Raw genomic sequence first — 21,572 nt, 5'->3', positions numbered from 1 at the left:
CCATGTCTTGGATATATCAACGCCGGGGGTGGATAACCAGACCCACGCACAGGCCACCCACCGCGAGGAACCGATCATGAGCGTCTTGACCACCAGCTTCGGCCAGCCCGTCGCCGACAACCAGAATTCCTTGAGCGCCGGGCCGCGCGGGCCGCTGCTGTTGCAGGATTTCCACCTGATTGAAAAGCTGGCCCATTTCAACCGTGAACGCATCCCCGAACGGGTGGTCCACGCCAAGGGCGCCGGCGCCTACGGCGTCTTCCGCGTCACCCGCGACGTGACCGGCTGGACCAAGGCCGCCTTCCTGGCGGCGGTCGGCAAGGAAACGCCGGTCTTCCTGCGCTTTTCCACCGTCGGCGGCGAAAAGGGATCGGCGGACGCCGACCGCGACCCGCGCGGCTTCGCGGTGAAGTTCTACACCGAAGAGGGCAATTACGATCTGGTCGGCAACAACACCCCGGTGTTCTTCCTGCGCGATCCGCTGAAGTTCCCCGACTTCATTCACACGCAAAAGCGCAACCCGGCGACCAATCTGAAGGATCCTACGGCGATGTGGGATTTCTTCTCGCTGTCGCCGGAAACCATGCACCAGTTGACCATCCTGTTCAGCGACCGGGGCACGCCGCGCGGCTACCGCCACATGGACGGCTTTTCCAGCCACACTTTTTCTTGGATCAACGCGGCGGGCGAACGTTTCTGGGTCAAGTATCACTTCAAGACCCGCCAGGGGATCCAGAACTTCACCGCCGATCAAGCCGCCACGATGGCGGGCGTCGATCCCGACCACGCCACCCGCGATCTCCACGCCGCCATCCAGGACGGCGATTTCCCGGCCTGGACCGTCTCCGTCCAGATCATGACGGAGGTCGAGGCGGACGCCTACGCCATCAACCCGTTCGATCTGACGAAGGTATGGCCGCACGCCGATTATCCGCTGGTTGAATTCGGCGAATTGATCCTGAACCGCAACCCGGAGAATTTCTTCGCGGAGACCGAACAATCGGCCTTCAGCCCGGCCAGCGTCGTTCCCGGCATTTCCTTCAGCCCCGACAAGATGCTGCAAGGCCGCCTGTTCGCCTACGCCGACGCCCATCGCTACCGGCTGGGCGGCAATTACGCCCATCTGCCGGTCAACCGCCCGCAGGGCTGCCCGGTCCACAACCACCAGCGCGACGGGGCGATGCGTTTTGACGGCAACGGCGGCGGGACGCCGCATTACGAGCCGAACAGCTTCGGCGGCCCGACGCAGAGCGCCGCCGCGTCCGAACCGCCCTTGCGGATCAGCGGCGACGCCGACCGCTACAACCATCGGGACGACAACGACGATTACGCCCAGGCGGGCGCCCTGTTCCGCCTGATCGGGGAGGAGGCGCAAGCGCGGTTGATGGACAACATCGCCGGATCGCTGAGCAAGGCCCCCCGCTTCATCCAGGAACGCCAGTTGGCGCATTTCCACGCCGCCGACCCGCGTTACGGGGCCGGAATCGCCGCCCGGCTGGCGCTGACCACCACCGCGTGACGAAAAAGGGGCGGGCCGTTCATCCGGTCCGCCCCCTCTCGTCTCATCAACCCTTACGCCAGATCAAAGACCAGCACCTCAGCGACGTCGGCCTTGTCGAGCGTGACGGCGGCCTCGTCGCTCAGCGCCGCGCCGTCGCCTTCCTTCAGCAGCACGCCGTTGACGTGAACCTGACCGCGCGCCACCTGCACCCAGGCGTGACGGCCCGGACGCAACGGCAGGCTGGCGCTTTCTTCGCCGTCCAACAGAGCAGCGTACAGATCCACATCCTGGTGGATGGTCACGCTGCCCTCCCGCCCGTCGCGGGAACCGACCAGCCGCAGTTGGCCGCGCTTTTCCGCGTCGGAGTAGGCCGATTGCTCGTAGCTGGGAGCCAGCCCATGGACCTCCGGCAAAATCCAGATTTGCAGGAAATGCACGGGATCGGCCTGCGAGGCGTTGTATTCGCTGTGGCGTATGCCGCGCCCGGCGCTCATGCGCTGGACCTCGCCGGGCCGGATGATGGAGCCGGTGCCGATGGAATCCTTGTGCTCCAACGCGCCGTTCAGCACGTAAGAGACAATCTCCATGTTGGCGTGGCCATGGGTGGGGAACCCGGCGCCGGGGATCACCCGATCCTCGTTGATGACCCGCAGGGCGCGAAAGCCCATCTGGTCCGGATCATGATAATGGCCGAAAGAGAAACTGTGCTGGCTGTTCAGCCAACCCATGTTCGCCGCGCCGCGTTCATCCCGATGACGGATTGTCAGCATAACCGAAACCCTCCTGTGCCGCTTGGGCTTGCCTCGTTGACCCAATCATGCGGCCAAAAGAGCTTCGGGAACAATCCAACGCGTCAGAACATCATTGTCGCTTTACATAGAACAATTATCCTCATCGCGCCTCGACCATGCCGACGAACTGGGCCAATTCAGGGGTTTTGGGATGGTCGAACAGGTCGGCGGGCGGTCCCTGTTCGATGATGCGCCCGCCATGCATGAAGACCAGGGAATCGCAGACCTCGCGGGCGAAGCGCATCTCGTGCGTCACCAGCAGCAAAGTCATTCCTTCTTCCGCCAGCTTGCGGACGACGGACAGCACCTCGCTGACCAGTTCGGGGTCGAGCGCCGAGGTGATCTCGTCGCACAGCAGCACCTTCGGGGCCATCGCCAGCGACCGGGCGATGGCGACGCGCTGTTGCTGGCCGCCCGACAGATGCGAGGGGTAGGCGTCGAATTTGTGGCCCAACCCGACCTTGGCCAACGCCTGTTCCGCCGCCGCGCGGCACGACGCCTTGTCCTGCTTCTTCACCACCTTCAGGGCCAGCATGACGTTTTCGCCAGCGGTCAAATGGGGGAACAGGTTGAATTGCTGGAACACCATGCCGACCTTCAGGCGCAGCGCCCGCAAATCGATCTGGCTGGGATCGACGCATTCGCCATCCACCTCAATGACGCCGTCGTCGATGCGCTCCAGCCCGTTGACGCTGCGCAGCAGGGTGCTTTTGCCCGAGCCGCTGCGCCCGATCATGGCGACGACCTGCCCCTCCTGCACCGCCATGTCCACCCCCTTCAGCACCTCCACCGGGCCAAAGGATTTGCGGATGTTGGTCAGCTTGACCAGGGGACGGGGGGACGGCGGAACGGATCCATCAGCGAGCGACATTGAGCTTCCTTTCCAGCGCCTTGGCCGAGAGCGACAAGGGGTAGCAGAGGGCGAAATACAGCAACCCGACGAGGCCATAGACCAGGAAGGGCTGAAAGGTGGCGTTGGTTATCATCGTTCCCGCCTTGGTGATCTCGACAAAGCCGATGATCGAGGTGACGGCGGTTCCCTTCACCACCTGGACCGAAAAGCCGACGGTGGGCGGAACGGCGATGCGCAGCGCCTGCGGCAACACGACGTAACGCATTTGTTCGGCATAGTTCAGCGCCAGACTGGCCGAGGCTTCCCATTGGCCCTTCGGCACGGCGTCGACGCAACCGCGCCAGATTTCCGCGAGATAGGCGCTGGTGAACAAAGTCAGCGACACCGCCGCCGCCGTCCAGGGCGAGGTTTCGACGCCGACCAGCGGCAGGACGAAAAAAACGATGAAAAGCTGCATCAGCAGGGGCGTGCCCTGGAACAGCTCGATGTAGATTTTCATGGCGCCTTGCAGTGGGCGCAACGGGGCGACGCGCGCCAGCAGCACCAGAAGCCCGGCGACGCCGCCGCAGACGAAGGCGATGGCCGACAGCAGCACGGTCCAGCGCGCCGCCAGCAGCAGGTTGGACAGAATGTCCCAGAAGGTGAAGTTAAGCACGGGCGGCCCTCGCGAACAGCCGGTCCCCCAGCCGGGCCAAGAGCCACCGCAGCCCGACCGCCAGCGCCAGATACAGCGCGGTCGCCACGAAATAGACCTCGAACGGGCGGAAGTTGCGGGATTGGATGAAGTTGGCGGCGAAGCTCAGCTCCTCCACCGCGATCTGCGAACAGACCGACGATCCCAGCATGACGATGATGATCTGGCTGGTCAGCGCGGGCCAAATCTTGCCCATCGCCGGGCCAAGGATGATGTAGCGGAAAATCTGCGGCCCGCTCATCCCCAGGCTGGCGCCCGCTTCGATCTGACCCTTCGGCGTCGCGTCGATGCCGGCCCGGATGATCTCGGTGGCGTAGGCGCCCAGGTTGATGACCATCGCCAGCAGCGCCGCCTGCCATTCCGGCAATCGGACGCCCAAGGACGGCAGACCGAAGAAGATGAAGAAAAGCTGGACGAGAAAAGGCGTGTTGCGGATCAGCTCGACATAGGCGCCAACCGCGACGCGCAGCGGCGCGTTGGCCGATGACCGCGCCGCCGCCCCGCCGACGCCGATGCCCACGCCCAGCACGGCGCCGACCAGGGTCAAACCGACCGTGGTCGCCACGCCGTTGACCAGCACGGGCGCATAGTCCAACAAGGACGCAAAATCAAACCGATAGGCCATGGGATCGCCCGCGCTGGAAGTGAGTGGAGCCGGTTACAGATCCTTGGGCAGGGGCGTTCCCAGCCACTTCTTGGCGATGGCGCTCAGCGAGCCGTCGGCCTTGGCCTTGGTCAGGATGCCGTTCACCTTCTCCAGCAGCGGGCCTTCCTCCTTGTTCAGACCGACGAAGCAGGGCGAATTCTTGATGAGGAATTTCAGGATCGGCAGGCGCGGCGGGTTGCGCTCGAAGATCGCGGCGGCGACGACGTTGCCGGTGGCGACCAACTCCACCTGACCGGAGAGGAAGGCGGAAATCGTGCCGTTGTTGTCCTCGTACCGGCGCACCGTGACCTTGTCGGTGACGATCTTCGACAGTTCGATGTCCTCGACCGAACCACGGGTGACGCCGACCGTCTTGCCGTTCAGATCCTCGACCTTCTCCACCGCGCTGGCCTCCGGCCCGAACACGCCGTTGTAGAAGGGGGCGTAGGCGACCGAGAAATCGATGACCTTTTCGCGCTCGGCGTTCTTGCCAAGGCTGGAGATGACCAGATCGACCTTTCCGGTGGTCAAATAGGGGATGCGGTTGGAACTGCTGACGGGAACCAATTCAACCTTGGCGCCCAGTTCCTTGGCGATCAGACCGGCGGCGTCGATGTCATAGCCGACCGGCTTCAGATCGGTGCCGACCGAGCCGAAGGGCGGGAAATCCTGCGGCACGGCGACGCGCAAAACCTTGTCCTTGGTGATCCGCTCCAGCGCGTCGGCCTGCGCCGCGCCGGTCATGCCACCCACGAGAACAGCCGTGGCAAAGCCGACAGCACCGAGTATCGTTGCAAACCGCATGGTGTTCGATCTCCAAGCAAAAGGACGTTCCCATGCATTTCAAACGCCGTGCCAGCCGGACGACGGCCGCGCGCATCGATCCCAAAGGGCTGAAATGATACAATTATCCCATATGTACTAAAATTCGTTACGCTCGTAACCTACCCTCCTAACCGTTATTGCTCAAGAAACGCGCAAATGACCGACCAAAAAACCGGCACATTGCCCGAACAGGCTCTGACCACCCGAATCCACGACCGTTACGCCGCCCTGAGCCGCAGCGAGCGGCAGTTGGCCGACGTGATTCTAGCCTGCCCTGGCGAGTTGTCCGGTTATTCGGCGACCGAATTGGCGCGCAGCGCCGGCGTGTCGAAAATGACGGTGTCCCGTTTGGTCCGCCGCCTGGGCTTCGCCAATTTTGAAGAGGCGCGGTTGGCCTCCCGGCGCGGCACCGAATGGGGATCGCCGCTCTATCTGCTCGATCAACCGGCCACGCCCAGCGCCGACGCTCCTCCATCGGTGGACGCCCATTTTCAGCGCAGCGTCGAGGCCATCGCCGCCACCGCCCGCCAGATCGACCCGGACGCGCTGCGGCAGGCCGCCGCCCTGCTGCACACGGCCCGGCGCATTTGGGTGTGCGGCGCCCGCAACAGCGCCTTTCTCGCCGGATACGCACGTTGGCAGTTCATCCAGGTCCGGGCCGAGGTTCACCACATGGTCGCCGCTGGCGAAACGCTGGCCGAGACCTTCGCCGACCTCGACGAGCAAGACGTCCTGCTGCTGGTCGGCATCCGCCGCCGCACCCCGGCGATCATCGAATTGCTGCGAGCGGCGCTGGCGCGCGGCGTTCCCACCATCCTGCTCGCCGACAGCCATTCCCCCCTGGAAGGACCAACCCCACCCCTGACCTTCCGTTGCGAAACCCGCAGCTTGGCCCCGCTCGACAACCATGTCGCGGTAATGGCGGTGATACATGTCCTGGCGGCTGAACTGATTCGTCTTTCCGGCAACGCCGGGCGTGACCGCATCAAGAGCATCGAAAAGCTTCACGAGACTTTGGGAGAATTTTAAGAACAATTTTTACGAGATATTTTAAATATCCTCTTTCTCGTAATTTTATTTGATCTTGGAGATTATATCCAGCGCCAGTCCAACGTTGGATCTGGTTCACTTTATGAAAAATAACCGATAATTTTCTGATGAATACCTATGCGTGTATCTGTTTGTTTCTATGTAGGCGTTTAAACCTATCCTTCTGATCCATCTTGCTTTGCGTTCACACGTCAACACGCCCAGCCATACCCGACATCCGCCGCCACAGCGCGTGATAGGCGCCTTCGACATCCTTGGTGAATTGCACCGGATCCGACAGGGGCGACGCCCGCATCCGGGCGCGCAGATCGCCCCGCAGCGCGCGCAGCCGCTCCACGTTTCCGGCCAGCCCGACCGCCGTCTCGACATAGTCGGTGAGCGAGCGCGTGACCAAATCCTCCAAAGACACCGCGCGCAGCAGCGACGCGCCATAGCGGTCCAGCACCCGGTCTCCCGCCAGGGTGACGACCGGCACGCCCATCCACAGGGCTTGCGCCGTCGTGGTGACGCCGCCATAGGGGAAGCTGTCGAGGTGGATGTCGATGCCGTTGAACGCCGCCATATGCTCGTCCACGCTGGCGGTCGGCCCACGAACCTCAAGCTGCGGCCCCAATGCCCGGCTCAACGCCCGTTGGTCGCTGACGGTGACGTCGATTGATTTGACGATCAGGCGCGCGGTGGGAAGGCGGCGCAAAATCAACGCCCATGCCTCCAGGGTGGCCGCCGACAGTTTGCTCATCGCGTTGAAACTGCCAAACGTGACGCCCCCCGTCTTGGCGACGGGAGGTTCCCGCGCCACGTCAGGCGTCGGAGCGAGGGGCGAGTAATGGTAGCCGATGGGCAACCGCATGACCTGCTCGGAAAAATCCGCGTCTCGCCCGACCGGAACCGTGGTTCCATCCACCAGCACCGCGTCCATCGCCGACAAGCCGGTGGTCGTCATCACCGGAAAATGGATCTGAAGCGGGGCCGGGCGCCGCGCCATGGTCAACAGCCGCGCGCTGTGTGAGGAAAAACCAGCGCCATCCACCAGAATGTCGATGGCGTCGGCGCGAATCAGATCGGCCAACGCCGCGTTGTCCAACCCAGGAACCCGGCGGAACAGCCCCGCCGCCGTCGCGTAACGCGCCAACAGCTCGTTGTCGTCATCGCGGCCCAGGGAATAGACCGCAATGGTGAAATCCGCGCTGTGATGCTCGACCAGCGGCAGACAGGTGAAGTCGTGCGTCAGGAAATTTTCGCACAGATAGCCAACGCGCAGCGGACGCCCCGCCGAAGACCGTGCGGCGGGCGACGGCGCCGCGCGCGACAACGGTTCGGCATGGCGCGCCGCCCAACGCCGCGCCGCCGCCGTGATGACAGCCGCCGGAGCGTTGGTCAGGTTGAGAGACAGAATCGCCGAGGCCTCATGCCCCGGATCGTCGCCCAACCGCGCGGCGCGACCGTACCATTCCGCCGCTTCCCTCGGCTCCCGCGCCAGCACCAGCGCACGCGCCGCGCCCAGACACAGATCCACATTCGTCGGGTCGAGCGTCCAGCGCCACATCAGCGCCCGCATCCCCCGTTCGCGCTCCCGACAATCCAGCCAGCCCCGCGCCGCGCTGTCGAGCGCCGCCGGATGCGCCGGATCCAGCATGACCGCGTTGGCGAACGCCCGCGCGGCGTTCTCATAGACGCTCACCGCGTGCCACGACACGCCGATGAACAAGCACAAGTCACGCGCCCGGTCCGCCCCAGCGGCCTGGGCCTGTCCCGCAATCAACCGCCACGCCTCGCCAAACAGCGCCAACGCCTCCGCATGGCCGCCGCCGTATTGCCAGGACCGCCCACGGGCAAACAGGATGTCCGACAGATTGGCGCGCAGATCCGGCGCATCGAACCCACAGTCCAGCGCGACGCGGTAACACCCCTCCGCCGCGTCGTTTTGCCCAAGCCGTTGGAACGCCACCCCCAAGTGAGCCTGGACGACGCCCACATCGGGCATTGCCGCCGCCGCAAGCGACAGCAGCCGACACGCCGCGCGCGGATCGCCGCCCTCAAGCCGCCGTTGCCCGGCTTGCGCAAGAATCTCCGGCATCCAGGGTTCCAGCCGATCCGGCGCGATCAGGGCGACGGCCTGACACAGCCACACAACCTCGCCACGTCGGCCAAGCGCCATCAACAGCTTGGCGAGGTTTCCCACGCAATCGGGCCGGTCGGGGGCCAACGCCACGGCCCGGCGCAGCAGCGGTTCCGCCGCCTCCAGCCGCCCAGACTGCGCCAGCAGAAGCCCCAGCAGGTGCCACGCGTCCACCGTCGCCGGAGCGGCGTCGAGAATGCGGCGATGCAACGTCTCCGCCTCGACGACGCGCCCCTGGTCCTGGTGATCCAGCGCCGCCAGCAGCGCGTCGCTTACGCTCGCCATCACGCCCCCGTTTGCGTCCGTTCATGGCAGAAACGCCGCCAAACCGCCCGGTACAAGCGCTCGACCTGACGGGCGCGGCGGCGACCGTCGCACAGCGGGGACGCGGCCAGCCGGTCCCGCAGCGTCGCCCGCAGGTCCGACAGACGGGCCGGATCGCTCGCCAACGCCTCGGCGATGGTCACATAGTCGTCTTCGCAGGACGCCACCAGACCGTCCAAGCGCAAGGCGCGCAGCATCGACGCCGACCAGCGGCTGACCATGGTGTCGCCCGGCAGGGTGATGACCGGAACGCCCATGACCAGCGCCTCGAAGGTCGTCGTCGAGCCGCAGAAGGGAAAGGGATCCAGCGCGACGTCGATGCCGCTGTATCGGGCGAGGTGAGTGGCGGGCCGCTCCGCCTCCGCCGGGTCGGCCCACAACCGGGACGGATCGACCCCGCCCGCGCGCAACGCCGCGCGGATGCGGCCGACGCAAAGCTCGGAGCGGTAAGAATCCAAATATTTCAGCACCAGCCGCGCTTGCGGAATCCGCGCCATCAGCTTGGCCCACAGCCGCAACGTCTCATCCGAGATCTTGGCCGGGTTGTTGAAACAGCCAAAGCGGATCACCCCATCGGCCAGCATCGGCAATGGGCCGGGCGGCGGCGCGGCGGCGGGGATCGCCGCCACGTAAAAGCTGGGCAGGCGCAAAGGCCGTTCGGTGAAGCGCTCCAGCCCATGGCGCGGCGTCATCGTCCGGTCGGTGATGAGATAATCGATGGCCGACAGGCCGCTGGTCGCCGCGTCGTGAAAACTGACCTGCACCGGGGCGGGCCGCAGGTGGCAGATGTGGGGGCGGTTGTTGTCGAAGCGGATCCCCAACGGAACCAAAATGTCCACGCCGTCCGCCCGCATCCGCGCGGCGACCGTCGAATCGTCCTGCCCGGTGATGTCGCGCCAGCCGTCGGACAGGGCGCGGAACCGCTCCGTCGTCGCGTCGGGTTCCAGAACATGGGCGTAGACGATGACCTCGAAGCCCTCCCGGTCGCGATTCTCAAACAGCGGCAGCAGGTTGCGCCCGATGGGCTGAAACGCCCGCAGGTCGGAGGTCAGATAACCGATCCGCAAGCGGCGATCCGGGTCCAAGCGGTTGGCGAAGGGAAGCGGCGGCGCGGCCAGCGGCGGAAAGGCGGCTTCCAGACGGCGGTGCAGCGCAAAACGGCGGTCCGCGTCAACGCCGGACACATAGAGGATCGACAGCATGGCCGCCCGATGCCAGTTGGCCCGATCCGCGCCGAACCGCAAGGCGCGCTCCAGCCACGCCGAACCAAGTCGGGCGAAACCAAGCCCGGTCAACAGCGCGCCCAGACTGTGCAGAGGATCGCCCAGATCCGGGGCCAGCGCCACCACCCGCCGCAACAGCGCCAGGGCGCCGTCGCGATCCGACTGTTCGATGAGCGCTTGGGCAAGATTGTAGAGGATGACCGGATCATCCGGCGCCCGCCGCGCCAGCGCCGTCAAGCGCCGTTCCGCCGCCGCCGCCTCTTTGCGGGCCAGAAGCAGGACGGCCAGGGTCAAGCCGCTGTCGCGGTCGCCCGGTTCCAGGGCTTCCGCCCACAGCAAGGCGCGCTCCGCCATGCCGCTTTGGCCTTGACGCCGGGCGATGTCCCCCAAACGGCGGTAGGGCGACGGGTCATCCGGGCGCAGCGCCGCTTGACGTTGGAACAGCGCGGCGGCCTCGGCCAGACGCCCCGAATCGACGCGACTTTGCCCCAAGGCGCCCCACACCAGGGCGAATTGCGGATCCCGGTCCAGCGCTTGGCGAAAATGCTCCGCCGCCTGCGCCGCGCGGCCCTGCCGCTGCCGGACCAGAGCCAGATTCGCCTGCACAAGCGCCGAGGTCGGATCGCGCTCCGCCGCCCGCTCCAACAGCGCCGCCGCCCAATCCTCCAAGCCATCGACGCGGCTGAGCGCCAGCGCCAGCCCAGTCAACGCCTCCAGACTCACCGCCGCTGAATTGGAGAGAGCCTGACACGCCAGTTCCCGCGCCGAATCTGTCGCCCCTTGCGCGGCGCGCAGCGCGCCAAGCCGGGATGCAGCCTCAACATTGTCGGGTTGCAGGGTCAGGCTGTGGGCGTCATGCCGCCCGGCGCCCTCCTTGTCCGCGTCGGCCCGCAGAATGTTCGCCAGATTGCCGTGAAAATCGGGCCGGGCCGGGGCCAGCGCCACCGCCCGCGCGATCCGCCGCCGCGCCCCGGCGACATCCCCAGCCATGCCGCACAGCACGCCCAGCAGGTGGTGCGCGTCGGCCTGCTCCGGATCCGCGTCAAGAATGCGCTGGTACAGGAGTCTCGCTTCGCCGACGCGCCCCGCCTGATGCAGATCCAGGGCCATCACAAGCGCTTCGCCGATGCTCGCCATCAAACAATCCGTGAGTGGCCCCGGCGACGCGCAAGGGAACGACACCCGGCATATCAATGAAATCGGCGGATGTCGTCAACGCCCAGTCGCAGGCCGTTACGCGGCCACCGCGCGGTTGCTCATGAAGGCCGCGAACATCTCCGCCGGCAAGGGGCGGCTGATGAGATAGCCCTGGATGCGGGTGCAGCGTTGTTCGCGCAACATCGCCGCCTGCTCCCAAGTCTCCACCCCTTCGGCGATGGTGTCGAAGCCCAGGCTTTCGGCAAGATTCACGATGGTGCCGACAATCGCCGGATCGGTGGACGACTTGACGATGTCGCGAACGAAGCTGCGGTCAATCTTCAGCGTGTCGATGGGGAAGCGCTTGAGATAGGCGAGCGACGAATAGCCGGTGCCGAAATCATCGATGGACAGGCGGACGCCGATGTCCTTCAGGCCATTCAGGATCGTCACCGCCTTTTCGATGTCGCCGATCATCGCGCCTTCGGTCAGCTCCAGTTCCAACCGGTCGGGCTGAATGCCGGACGCCTCGACGACGCTGCGGACGAAGCCGACCAGCCGCGCGTCCTGGAACTGGCGCGGCGACAGGTTGACCGACACCGAGGGAATCGGAACGCCCTGCTTGGTCCACACCGCCAGTTGGCGGCAGGCTTCCATGAAGGTCCAGGCGCCGATTTCCCAGATCAGGCCGGTGTCTTCGGCCAGCGGGATGAATTCCGCCGGGCTGACCATGCCGCGCACCGGGTGACGCCAGCGGATCAGCGCCTCCGCCCCGATCACCCGGTCGGTCGCCAGATCAATCTTGGGCTGGTAATGCAGTTCGAACTCTTCGCCGCCGCTGGCCCGGCGCAGATCGCTTTCCAGCCCCAGCGAGAATCCCGACCGCTCGCGCATCCCGCCATCGTAGAACACGAACTTGTGCTCCGGGTTGCGCTTGGCGTGATACATGGCCAGATCGGCGTTGCGCAGAAGCTGGTCCGCCGTTTCGCCGTCGTCGGGGTAGAAGGCCAGCCCGATGGACGCGCCGCAGAACAATTCTTGATTGTGGACGCCAAACGGCTCGTCCATCGAATAGAGGATCTTCTCGACAAGACGCGCGCCCGCCGAACGGTCGGCGGCGTCGGGGGCGACGATCAGGAACTCGTCGCCGCCCAGGCGGCCAACCGTGTCGGTCATCCGCGTGCAGTTGCGCAACCGCCGCGCCACCAGCTTCAGCAGATCATCCCCGGCGTGATGGCCGAGCGTGTCGTTGACTTGCTTGAAGCGGTTGAGGTCGAGGAAGGCGACCGCGACCTTGCTGTGGTTGCGCTGGGCGCGCGCAATCGCCTCTTCCAGCCGTTCGCAGACCAGCCAGCGGTTGGGCAGGTCGGTCAGCCGGTCGAAGCTGGCCTGATAGCGGATCTGGTGCTCTTGGGACTTGCGCTGGCTGATGTCGGCGATGGTGAGCACATAATGCTCCAGCACGCCGCTGGGCGCGCGCACCGACGTCACCGACAGGGCGGCGGCGAAGGCGTCGCCGGAATGGCGGAAGCTGGTGACTTCGCCCTGCCAGCGCCCGGCCTGCCGCGCGGTGGTCCAGATGGAATCAATGAAGGAACGCTCGTGCGAACCGGGGGCGAACAGGACCAGCGGGCGGCGCAGCAACTCTTCGCGCTGAAAGCCGGTGGTGATCTCATAGGCCGGGTTGATGGCCTGGACCGTCAATTCCGGGTCAACGATCAGGATGCCGTCGGCGACGCTGTCGAACACGGTGGCGAGCAGCCGGATTTTCTCCTCATGCTGCTTGCGTTCGGTGATGTCCTGAACGGTGCCTTCGTAAAAGCGGATGCGCCCGGCGGCGTCGCGCACGCAACGCGCGCTTTCGGCGATCCAGATGATCGTGCCGTCGCGGCGGAAAACCCGGGCCTCAAAGGAATGGACCGTGTCCTTGCGGGCCATCAGGTCGGCGAAGGCTTCGCGCTTGCCGGGATCCACATAAAGCTGCCCGGCGATGTCGGTCAGGTTGGCGATCAAATCATCGGGGGAGCTGTAACCGTAAATCTCAGCCAGGGCTGAGTTGACGCGCAGATAGCGACCGTCCGTCGTCGTTTGATAAATGCCCTCTACGGCATTTTCGAAGATGCTGCGGTACTGCTCTTCCGTCTCATGACTCATTGTGCGCGCCTCTTCCGACGCCAAGCCTGAACCGCCTGGAAACAACATCTCGCTACTCAAACATACGATTGTGAACAGTCCAACTTTTACCGCACCGCAGAAAAGTAGATGCCAGCCCGCCGAAATCCGTCAAGCCCGATCTCTGGGACTGTCGCACACCACGCGTCAAAATATAACAGGAATGTAACTTAATGGGCATAGTCCTATTAGGGGGTTGATTTTGTTGAAATTAGAAATCGATCCCCCAAAAAACGCCGGGAGGGACAGGATGGGCAGAACCGTTCAGCCGGTCATTTTCATCCTGTCTTCCGATGCCCGCACGACATGTTCCTGCACAAGGGCGTCGAACGCCTTGGCCGCCGCCAGACTTTAGGCTTGGGCCCTTGGGCCGAGTCGCGTCCAATCAGTGGCCGTGGCTCAGCTTGACGCCATCCTTCAGAACATAAACGCGCGAGCAATAGGGGCATTCGACGCGGCCTTCATGGTCCAGGGTCAGATACACCAGCGGATGGCCAAGCGCCCCCCCGCCGCCGTCGCACCCAATGGTGGCGGTTTCCACAGTAATCGTCTCGGTCGGCTGCATGGCGATCATCCTCTGTTTTGACAGGCGCGCGCGATCACGCCATCGTGGGAGCGCCCGTTGCGACGAGCCTCGAACACGGAACTGCCCGCGCGGGCCGGATGATACCCATCGCGCGGCGCGGATCAACGGGATTGACTCGGTTTCCTGCAACTCCACCAGAATGGTCTTGAAGACACATGGTCGCGCACCTCTCCCCATCGGGCGTCCCCGCCCCGGTCGATCTTCCGGCGAACGCGGTTGAACTTCGCGGTCTGACCAAGATTTACCAGCCGACCGGCAAGGCTGGCCCCAAGCACGCGCTGAAGGGGATCGACCTCGCCATCCCGCGCGGCTCCCTGTTCGGATTGCTGGGTCCAAACGGGGCCGGAAAATCCACCATGATAAACATTCTGGCCGGGCTGGTGAACAAAAGCGGCGGAACCGCCCGGATTTGGGGCCATGAGGTGACGGACGACCCACGCCGCGCCCGCGCGTCCATCGGCGTGGTTCCCCAAGAGCTGAACATGGATCCCTTCTTCACCCCGCGCGAAATGCTGGAATTGCAAGCCGGGTTGTATGGCGTGCCCGCGCGTGAACGGCGGACGGACGAGCTGCTCGCCGCCGTCGGGCTGGCCGACAAGGCCGACGCCCACGCCCGTTCGCTGTCGGGCGGCATGAAACGCCGCCTGATGGTCGCCAAGGCGATGGTCCACACCCCGCCGGTGCTGATCTTGGACGAGCCGACCGCCGGGGTGGACGTGGAGTTGCGCCGCCAGCTTTGGGACTATGTTCGCACGCTGAACCGGGCCGGAACCACGGTTCTGCTGACCACGCATTATCTTCAGGAGGCTGAGGAGCTGTGCGACACCATCGCCATCATCAACCATGGCGCGATGGTGGCCTGCGAGCCAACCGCCACCCTGCTGCGCCGAATCGACAACAAGGCGCTCTGCCTGACGTTGGACCGTGATTTGACCGCCGCCCCGTCGGCCCTGAACGGCTTCACCGTGGAACTGCCGACGCCTCGGCGCTTGGTCGTCCGTTATCAGCCCAGTCGGCAACGGGCCGACGCCATTCTCAACGCCCTCGTCGCGTCAGGATTGGGCATCGTGGACGTCTCCACGGAAGAATCCAATTTGGAGGACATCTTCCTGCAATTGACCGGCGGCGCGCATGGCGGCGGCGAAACTCACGCCGCGTAACCGGCTCGCGGCGTTGGCCCAAGCCTCGGTCGTCGGGGTCGCTCTGCTGCTGGGCGGCGGCCTGCTCAGCGGCTGCGCGGGCCGACTGCAACCGATGGGGCCGGCCGTGATCGCCCCCAGCCTGGACGACCACGCTCTGACCGCCGCCGACGGCTACACGTTGCCGACCCGCTCATGGTTGCCCGAAATCACCCCGCCACGGGCGGTGATCCTGGCGCTTCACGGCTTCAACGACTATTCCAACGCCTTTGACGACGCCGGACGGCGTTGGGCGACGCAGGGGATCGCCACCTACGCCTATGACCAACGCGGCTTCGGAGCCACCGCCAACACCGGCGTTTGGCCAGGAACGCCGACGCTGGTCGCTGATCTGAAAACAGCGGTGGCGCAACTCCGGCGTCGCCACCCGAATCGTCCGCTGTTCCTCCTGGGCGAAAGCATGGGGGGAGCCGTGGCCTTGACGGCGCTGACCGATTCCTCCGCCCCTCTCGCGGTCGATGGCGCCATCCTGGTCGCCCCCGCCGTCTGGGGCCGGGACACGATGGGGGTCTTTCCCCGCGTGGCGCTGTGGCTCAGCAACGCGTTGGTTCCTGGCATGGTGGTTCATCCTCCCCGCGACCTGGGCATCGAGCCGTCGGACAATCTGCCGATGCTGCGCGCGCTGGGACGCGACCCGCTGGTCATCAAGGGCGCGCGGGTTGACGCGCTGGCCGGGTTGACCGATCTGATGGATGAGGCGCTGGCCGCCTGCCGTCGCCTGGACGCCCCCGCGCTGATCCTCTATGGCGCCCACGAGCAGGTGTTGCCCCCCCGCCCCGTGGAGCGCGCTCTGGCCGCTTTTGAAGCCAACGAGCGGCACGTCGTGGCCGTCTATCCTGACGGCTACCACATGCTGCTGCGAGATCGCCAGGGGGCCGTGGTGATCGACGACATTGCCGGTTGGATCGGCGATCCCAAGAAGTCCTTGCTCAGCGGGGCGGAACAGCGTCCACGCAGGCTGTTGGCGTCGCAGTGACGCGGACGGCGCTTTACGCCTCCTCCGGCTCTTCGCCAGGTTCAAAGCCGCCGGACTCGTCGAAATAATCGCCTGCGACGTCGGGGCCCCATTCCTGAACCAGCGCGACTTTCTTCTGCTTCAGAACTTCCACGCGCTTTTCGGCGCGGGACACCTCCATGCCGGCCACAACCGGGGGAATGCCGTAATACAGCCCCCAGCCAACCGCCGCCGCGCCATACATGGTCAGCCACGACAATGGATCGCCCAACAGTTTCGCGACGGCGCCAATGGTGTGCTGGTGCTTCCACAAATCGATGGCGAAAGGCATGCACCCGCAAAAATTCACCCCACCGACCGTGATGGGCGCCGATTTTTCCGGATCACGGTCGACGATGTAGGCGACGATGGTCGGGATCATCCCCACCCCGAACAGGATGGAGGTCGGCAGCACGATCAGCCCCGCCGGAATGACCAGCAGGAGCAACGTCAGCATCCCGCCCTTTTTCCTCCGCCTCCGCGCCATAGCGTCACCCCCGTCAGAATGCGAAAAGCAAAATGATGCCCGCAACCAAAACGGTTGACAGCAGGCTGGACACAATGGCGGCCACTTGCCGCCCGGATGTTTCGACGATGCTGTTGCGGTCGGCGATGGTGTGGCGGACCTTCTCCATCTCAGCGTCGGCCTCGCGATACTCAATCTGCGCCGCCTCGAATTCCAGACGGTCGCGGCGCAACGATTCGGGATCGTCCACCACCTTCAGCAGCTCGGTCAATCGCCCGTTGTGGGCCGCGCCGTCCGCCTGCTTGCGCACCAGCTCTTGTGTCTTCCGATTGTGAAACCGACGGAAAACCGGATCCAGCATCGCCTGCACCCAGCTCGCCAGATGGGTCAACCCATCGACGCCGGTGCGCGCCTGGACATCCGACAAAATGGTCAGCATGGCGATGACCCGGCGCGTCGGCTCGATCCCGCTGCCAAGCTGCGTGTAGAGCAAATCGTCCGACCGCTTGTGCCGCGCCGCCAGAAAGGCGGCGATTTGCCGATCAATGGGGTCTTTGTGCCGCTCGCCCCCAGCCCCCAGCCAATCGAGCGCGCGCAGCAGCTCCGCCGGGTTGGTTGGCAACTGCTTGACCACCAGACCGCTCATGCAGGGCATCGTCGGATTCATCTCGTACAACACACGCTCGATGCCCAACCCATAGGCCGAGCGCTCCAAAAAACCGCGCAACTGGTCGTACATTTGGACCAAAGGCACGAATTCCGGCTTGAAGTCGCTTTGCACGTTCACCCAGAACATCGGCAACTGATTGCCAATCACTTCGGCGACCGCCTGCGGCGATTCGTTGCGCAAAAAGGCTTCCGCCAGCATGGTGGCCACCCCGTCGGGCATCATCGCCCGCCCGCGATAGCGGATCGGCGCCGACGGGTCCAAGGCCATGCAAACACGGGCGACCAGCCGGTCGCCTTGGCTGCCGCCCTTGCCGCTGGACGCCGTCTGAATGGCGTTGCCGACGGCCTCCGCCCGCAAATCGTCACCCATCGAACGGCGCAGCCATTTGTCCAGCTCGCCGCTTTCAATGACCGTCGCCGCCGCTGGAACATGACGGGCGAAGCCGCGCGCCAATGTCCGGCAATGCCAATATTCCTGGCCCTGAAATTCCATTGGCCGCGCGGCGCGCCGGGAAATCTGCGGCTGCTTCGGGCTGAGCCGCCGCCCAGCCACCCACAAATCAAGATCATTCAGCGTCCAGCGCTGTTTGGGGTCGTCCACCAGAAGCCCGCGCACCACCTCGTTGATCGCCAGCGGCAAACGGTGCTGCTGGACCAGGGCGGGATACGAACCGCGCTCGATCTTCGCCTGAACAATCGCCTCGTCGTCCAACCCGGCGACCGGATTGCGCCCCAGCGCCAGAATCAGCAGCGTCACGCCCAACGAATACATGTCGTCCGCCGCCGTTCCGGTCCCGCGCCCGGCGGGAGCGGACATGCCGCGTTCAACGGTTTCCAACACCACATTCTGGCCATAGCCAGGTTGCGCTGACACGCATTCCCCCAGCATCAACCCGCCCGAGGCGAGATCGCGGAAATACATGTTGGTCGGTCGGATGGCGCCATGCACGACGCCTCGACTCGTCATTTCCTTCAGCGCCGACACCAGCGGATGGACGATCTGCCGGGTGAGCTGGTCTTCTGGCATCGGGTCAATGGTGTCGGTCAGCGCGCCCATCAGACGGCGCCCGCCCGGTCGCTCAAACACCAGACAATAACGGCGTCCACGATCCTGCGGCCAATCCACCAATCCCCAATCCAACAGCCGCATGTGCGTGCCGTTGTCGAGGCTGGCCACGGTGGAACAGACATCCATCCGGGGCAGGGTCGAGGCGTGACAAATGATGGAGAAGGGTTCGATGCGCTTTTCGCGCAGCGATTTGGCGGTGAAGGCGTTGCCGCCCACCGCGTTCAGCATCGGGAGTGGCGCGCTGGGCTGGATTTCGTAGCGTTCCGCCAGCTTGACAGCGTCGGCGTTGGCCATCGCACCCATGGCGGCGGTCTGAGCGTCGGACGGCATGAGCGGCGTATCCCCGAGACAAGCGAACCTGCGCAAGCCCTAGGTGGCGCGAAAAGGGCAAACAAAGTCTTAACGCGCACGCGAACGAAACGGCAAGCTGTTGATGACAAACATTCCGCATAGCCCGTTCGGCCCCCTCCCCCTGGGCGGAGGGCCGAACGGCGCGGGTCGATCAATCCGAAAACGGATCGGTCATCAGGATGGTGTCGTCGCGTTCCGGGCTGGTGGACAGCAGGGCGACCGGAGCCTGAATCAGCTCTTCGATATGGCGGACATACTTGACGGCCTGAGCAGGCAGTTCGGCCCACGAACGCGCGCCGCGCGTGGTGTCCTTCCAACCTTCAAACGTCTCATAGATCGGTTCGACGCGAGCCTGGGCGCCGGCGTTGGCCGGGAAATAATCCAGCTCCTTGCCGTCCAGACGGTAGCCGACGCACACCTTGATCTCGTCAAAGCCGTCGAGCACGTCCAGCTTGGTCAGCGCGATGCCGTCGATGCCGCCGGTCTTGATCGCTTGGCGGACCATGACGGCGTCAAACCAGCCGCAACGGCGCTTGCGCCCGGTGACGACGCCGAACTCCTTACCCTTCTGGCCGATCAGCTCGCCAATCTCGTCCGTCAACTCGGTCGGGAAGGGACCGGAGCCGACGCGGGTGGTGTAGGCCTTGCTGATGCCCAGCACATAGCCGACCGCGCGCGGCCCCATGCCGCTGCCCGCCGCCGCGTTGCCCGCCACCGTGTTGGATGAGGTGACGTAGGGGTAAGTGCCGTGGTCGATGTCGAGCATCGAGCCTTGCGCGCCCTCGAACAGGATGCGCTTGCCCGCCCGGCGCAGCTCGTCGAGCCGCTTCCACACCACGGCGGCGTAGGGCAGGACCTGCGGGGCGATCGCGCGCAACGGCTCCAGCAGATCGGCGGGCGTCATTTCCGGCGCGCCCAGGCTGCGCAGCAGCGCGTTGTGGTGGGCCAGCAGGGCGTCCACCTTTTCGACCAGCACCGCTTCGTCGGTCAGGTCGCACAGGCGGATGGCGCGACGGGCGACCTTGTCCTCATAGGCCGGGCCGATGCCGCGCCCGGTGGTGCCGATCTTCGACGCGCCCTTGGATTCTTCACGGGCGCGGTCGATGGCGCCGTGCACCGGCAGGATCAGCGGCACGTTTTCGGCGACGATCAGGTTGCCGGGGTTGACGTCAACGCCCTTTTCCTTGATCGCGTTGACTTCGCGGATGAAAGCCCACGGGTCGAAGACGACGCCGTTGCCGATGACCGACAGCTTGTTCTGGCGAACGACGCCCGACGGCAGCAGGCTGAGCTTGTACTCAACCCCATTGATGACCAGCGTATGGCCCGCGTTGTGACCGCCCTGGAAGCGCACCACGACATCGGCCCGGCTCGAGAGCCAGTCGACGATCTTGCCCTTGCCCTCGTCGCCCCACTGGGCGCCGACCACCGCCACGTTGGCCATCTCATGTCTCCGCAAACAAAATGATCCGCACACCCCCTCGCCCCGGAGGGGGGAGGGAAAGAAAAGCCCTACTCAACCGGATGCCCTACTCAACCGGATGGACGACGCCATCCGCCAGACGATGCCCGCACAGAAGCCGCTTGGCCTCCGCCGCCGCGTCCGCGACCGGGGCCAGCCCGGCCACCGTCACCCAGCCATCGGCCCGCAGCTTGCTCGACACGTCCCACGGAGCGCCATGCGGCACATAAACGCGCGCGGGCGCGGGCACGACCGGGATCGCCGGAAGGATGTAATCCATGTAAAGCGTGAAGCCGGTGGCGCGCTCTTTGTTCGCGCCCGCGTGATAACGACCGCCCTGCCCGACCTCCCCGACGTCGCGGGAAAACAGGGTGAAGCTGAGGCCGGTTTGATAGCCGAAACCGCGATGCTCGACCAGATCGATGGTGACGGTCAGATTCGGCATGGCCGCCCGCATGACCGCCAGCGCGGCGGTCAGACGACGACGGTCCAACTCCGCCTCTTCCGGCAGTTTAACGGCCGTCAGAGCGCTCATGGCCCGATCCGCCGGGCCAGACGCGCTCATCAGCGTTTCCAACAACGCCGCCGCCGGGCCGCCAACCTCGGCCACCCCGGCGACGTCCTTGCGATCCAGCGCCGCGCGCAACTGCCGGATTTCCTCCTCCGGACGGCCAAGCCCGGCGCAGATGCGCTCCACCATCTTCGGGACGCAGAGATCCACAGACAAATGCGGCACGCCAATGGCGGTCAGCGCTTGGACGGCCAGCAGGATCACCTCGGCGTCGGCCTCCGGCTCCACCGCGCCGATCAGCTCGACGCCGACCTGGGTGAACTGGCGTTCGGGGCGAAGCTGGGTGCCGTTCACCCGCAACACCGGCCCGGCGTAGCACAGGCGCAGCGGGCGCGCCTCGTTCAGCAGGCGGGTGGTGGCGATGCGGACGATTTGCGGGGTGATGTCGGCCCGCACCGCCATCATGCGTTGGGAATGCGGGTCCATCACGCGGAAGGTCTGCTTGGCCATCGCCGCGCCGGCGCCGGACAGCAAATTTTCCTCGAACTCCACCAAAGGCGGATCGACGCGGCGGTAGCCGTGCGCCGCGAACTCCGTCAAAAGGCGTTCGACGGCGACCGCTTCATGCGCCGCTTCGGACGGCAGCACATCGTGCAATCCGGCGGGCAGAAGGGCGGAGTTCAGAGCGTCGGCGGGCATGGCCAGAGTCGTCTCGTCAGGGAATGGCAAATGTCGGGCATACGGGGCGGGCTAATACCCGACGCCAGCCCGCCATGCAAATGGAAAAGCCCCGCAAGCCGTCGTCATCTCCCCTGCGTCGGCGCCAGGGCCGGTTGTCTTCGCAAGCAACCGACAAGAGAACGACAGAAAATACCGTTGAATTTATCAGAAAAATATCCGAATCCTGGATCATTCAGAGAGCGAAATTTT

General features: G+C 65.2%; 17 protein-coding genes. 4 read left to right on the top strand and 13 right to left on the bottom strand.

Annotation, left to right across the window (positions count from 1 at the left end; translation table 11 throughout):
* The first annotated feature begins 76 nt into the window (after positions 1-76).
* Positions 77-1,519: a catalase gene (locus tag ACODS4_RS22230; protein ID WP_488867652.1), complete on the top strand. Its 1,443-nt coding sequence runs from the start codon at positions 77-79 to the stop codon at positions 1,517-1,519.
* 53 nt (positions 1,520-1,572) lie between these two features.
* Here ACODS4_RS22230 and ACODS4_RS22225 read toward each other — a convergent pair whose 3' ends face one another.
* The 5 genes from ACODS4_RS22225 to ACODS4_RS22205 all read right to left on the bottom strand — a co-directional run bounded on the left by ACODS4_RS22225 (position 1,573) and on the right by ACODS4_RS22205 (position 5,229).
* The gene (locus ACODS4_RS22225) at positions 1,573-2,271 is read right to left on the bottom strand and encodes a pirin family protein (RefSeq protein WP_488867650.1); all 699 of its coding nucleotides are present in this window, start codon (positions 2,269-2,271) and stop codon (positions 1,573-1,575) included.
* A gap of 121 nt (positions 2,272-2,392) precedes the next feature.
* The gene (locus ACODS4_RS22220) at positions 2,393-3,163 is read right to left on the bottom strand and encodes an amino acid ABC transporter ATP-binding protein (protein WP_488867648.1); all 771 of its coding nucleotides are present in this window, start codon (positions 3,161-3,163) and stop codon (positions 2,393-2,395) included.
* A complete protein-coding gene (locus tag ACODS4_RS22215; protein ID WP_298375319.1) occupies positions 3,150-3,800 on the bottom strand; it encodes an amino acid ABC transporter permease in 651 nt (216 codons plus the stop codon). Before ACODS4_RS22215 ends, ACODS4_RS22220 begins: the two co-directional genes overlap by 14 nt.
* On the bottom strand, positions 3,793-4,464 hold the full coding sequence (locus tag ACODS4_RS22210; protein WP_488867645.1) for an amino acid ABC transporter permease: 672 nt from the start codon (positions 4,462-4,464) through the stop codon (positions 3,793-3,795). The genes ACODS4_RS22215 and ACODS4_RS22210 overlap by 8 nt, the downstream gene beginning before the upstream one ends.
* A 33-nt stretch (positions 4,465-4,497) precedes the next feature.
* The gene (locus ACODS4_RS22205; protein WP_488867734.1) at positions 4,498-5,229 is read right to left on the bottom strand and encodes a transporter substrate-binding domain-containing protein; all 732 of its coding nucleotides are present in this window, start codon (positions 5,227-5,229) and stop codon (positions 4,498-4,500) included.
* 237 nt (positions 5,230-5,466) lie between these two features.
* On the opposite strand from ACODS4_RS22205, the gene ACODS4_RS22200 reads away from it, so the two are divergent.
* A complete protein-coding gene (locus tag ACODS4_RS22200) occupies positions 5,467-6,339 on the top strand; it encodes a MurR/RpiR family transcriptional regulator (protein ID WP_488867643.1) in 873 nt (290 codons plus the stop codon).
* Between the two features lie 205 nt (positions 6,340-6,544).
* On the opposite strand, the gene ACODS4_RS22195 is transcribed toward ACODS4_RS22200, so the two are convergent.
* From ACODS4_RS22195 to ACODS4_RS22180, 4 genes are all read right to left on the bottom strand, one after another.
* A complete protein-coding gene (locus ACODS4_RS22195) occupies positions 6,545-8,764 on the bottom strand; it encodes an O-linked N-acetylglucosamine transferase, SPINDLY family protein (RefSeq protein ID WP_488867641.1) in 2,220 nt (739 codons plus the stop codon).
* Positions 8,764-11,163, bottom strand: coding sequence for a tetratricopeptide repeat protein (locus ACODS4_RS22190; RefSeq protein ID WP_488867639.1), 2,400 nt, complete (start codon positions 11,161-11,163; stop codon positions 8,764-8,766). The genes ACODS4_RS22195 and ACODS4_RS22190 overlap by 1 nt, the downstream gene beginning before the upstream one ends.
* Positions 11,164-11,259: 96 nt before the next feature.
* Positions 11,260-13,317: a sensor domain-containing protein gene (locus ACODS4_RS22185; RefSeq protein WP_488867637.1), complete on the bottom strand. Its 2,058-nt coding sequence runs from the start codon at positions 13,315-13,317 to the stop codon at positions 11,260-11,262.
* Between the two features lie 403 nt (positions 13,318-13,720).
* Positions 13,721-13,900, bottom strand: a complete 180-nt coding sequence (locus ACODS4_RS22180) for a zinc-finger domain-containing protein (RefSeq protein ID WP_488867635.1) — start codon at positions 13,898-13,900, stop codon at positions 13,721-13,723.
* A 176-nt stretch (positions 13,901-14,076) separates the two neighbouring features.
* Between ACODS4_RS22180 and ACODS4_RS22175 the strand changes: the two genes are divergently transcribed.
* Both ACODS4_RS22175 and ACODS4_RS22170 read left to right on the top strand, forming a co-directional pair.
* Complete coding sequence (locus tag ACODS4_RS22175; protein ID WP_488867633.1) at positions 14,077-15,081, top strand: ABC transporter ATP-binding protein; 1,005 nt, start codon at positions 14,077-14,079, stop codon at positions 15,079-15,081.
* A complete protein-coding gene (locus tag ACODS4_RS22170) occupies positions 15,053-16,096 on the top strand; it encodes an alpha/beta hydrolase (RefSeq protein WP_488867631.1) in 1,044 nt (347 codons plus the stop codon). The genes ACODS4_RS22175 and ACODS4_RS22170 overlap by 29 nt, the downstream gene beginning before the upstream one ends.
* Positions 16,097-16,109: 13 nt before the next feature.
* On the opposite strand, the gene ACODS4_RS22165 is transcribed toward ACODS4_RS22170, so the two are convergent.
* The 4 genes from ACODS4_RS22165 to ACODS4_RS22150 form a co-directional block, all read right to left on the bottom strand.
* A complete protein-coding gene (locus ACODS4_RS22165; RefSeq protein ID WP_488867629.1) occupies positions 16,110-16,571 on the bottom strand; it encodes a hypothetical protein in 462 nt (153 codons plus the stop codon).
* A gap of 43 nt (positions 16,572-16,614) precedes the next feature.
* A complete protein-coding gene (locus ACODS4_RS22160) occupies positions 16,615-18,648 on the bottom strand; it encodes a protein kinase family protein (RefSeq protein ID WP_488867628.1) in 2,034 nt (677 codons plus the stop codon).
* Positions 18,649-18,820: 172 nt separating this feature from the next.
* A complete protein-coding gene (locus tag ACODS4_RS22155) occupies positions 18,821-20,113 on the bottom strand; it encodes an adenylosuccinate synthase (RefSeq protein ID WP_488867626.1) in 1,293 nt (430 codons plus the stop codon).
* A gap of 85 nt (positions 20,114-20,198) precedes the next feature.
* Complete coding sequence (locus ACODS4_RS22150; RefSeq protein WP_488867624.1) at positions 20,199-21,341, bottom strand: ATP phosphoribosyltransferase regulatory subunit; 1,143 nt, start codon at positions 21,339-21,341, stop codon at positions 20,199-20,201.
* Positions 21,342-21,572 lie beyond the last annotated feature (231 nt).

Source organism: Azospirillum sp. FG154 (assembly GCF_057809575.1).
This window is presented reverse-complemented; position numbering and strand designations above follow the sequence as displayed.